This window comes from Desulfurellaceae bacterium (assembly GCA_021296095.1).
In the GTDB taxonomy this organism is placed as follows: domain Bacteria; phylum Desulfobacterota; class Binatia; order Bin18; family Bin18; genus JAAXHF01.
The window spans coordinates 2,406-3,607 of the sequence record JAGWBB010000087.1; the positions used below are offsets into that span (position 1 = coordinate 2,406).

A 1,202-nucleotide genomic window follows, 5' to 3' on the forward strand; every position below is an offset into this window, starting at 1 on the left:
CCGTCCCGGCCACGGGGAGCTGGGTGTCAATCCGCAGGGCCACGTGGCCGCGAAACCGCAGGCCGGTATAGAGTGTGAGCGTGCCATCGTCGAGCCCCCGGTCGCACTCGCCTAAAGGTACGACGACTTCGAGGGCGGCCGCCGTGAGCGCTAGGGCTGCCGTGTGGGTGGACAGGACGTGTTTGTAGGTCAAAGCGAGGTCGCCTGGACCGGCGGTCGTCCTGTCCCGGGTTTCTTTCACGGTATACGGCAGGCTGAGTTCCCACTGCCCGCGCGTCCCGAGCCTTTGTTCATACACGAGCGTAGTGGTCCACGTTTGTGTCCCGTGCGTGCCGTCGATGAATTCCTGTTTGAGTGAGGTCCCCTTTACGGATGGCCATCGCTCCCACGAGGCAAACGGCTCCTCAAAGGGCAGGTGCAGGGTCTCCGGGTGGAGGAGATGGGTCAAGTGAACCATCTCAGGCCTGTAATGGCACGGCGAAATGTGCGTAGTGCACGCGACTGGGGAACCTCAAGCCGGGGGAGGTTTGTCCTTGCTGCGGTGGAAGTACGATAGGTGCTGTATGTGGGGGAATCGGCGAATCCCAGATCGATGATCCGGCTTCCGCTGTCCGAGCGCAGATATTCACCTTTGAAATCCCTTCCATCTTAACGGGAGACCGTGCTCGTCCTCAGATGTAATTGACTGAACGTTCGTTCAGTGGTAGAGAAAAAAAGGAGCGACGGACCGTGGTCGGCGCGCCTGACTACAGCGTGGGTGAACGGGCAGCTTGACCGAGGATTGTTCAGAGTGGGGCGCGAGCACAGCGTGAGCCGCACCCCTCCAGTTTGGAGGTGAAGCAAGTGTTTGTTGGTGTGCCTGCTGGCGACATGGGAGAGTTCGGAAGGCGACGGGAGGACAGCAACCGAGCCGCTCGGCGATGTCTGGCCAAAATCCGGCCCACACAGACCGCCCCGGCCCTCCCCCCTGCAGAAGTGGTCCAGGCTTCGATGATCGAGTTTCTCCTCGCGCAGAAAGCGACCGCCTCCGCCACAGCGTATGTAGCCCGGCATGGCCAGTGTGCGCTCTGTCGCGTACAGGTCGGGCTCGTGTCCATGAAGTTTGTCGAGGTTGTGCCCTGGTAGAAGAGGGCCCCTCGATTGGTGCAGGCATGCCCGTTGAGGACACCACGCGAAGCTTCCTGAGACCATTTTCTGGCGGC

1 protein-coding gene is annotated in these 1,202 nt (G+C 61.5%); it reads right to left on the bottom strand.

The annotated features are described in order from the left end of the window. A partial coding sequence (locus J4F42_17800; protein ID MCE2487373.1) for a hypothetical protein occupies positions 1-448 on the bottom strand: 448 nt, incomplete at its 3' end. Between the last annotated feature and the right edge of the window lie 754 nt (positions 449-1,202).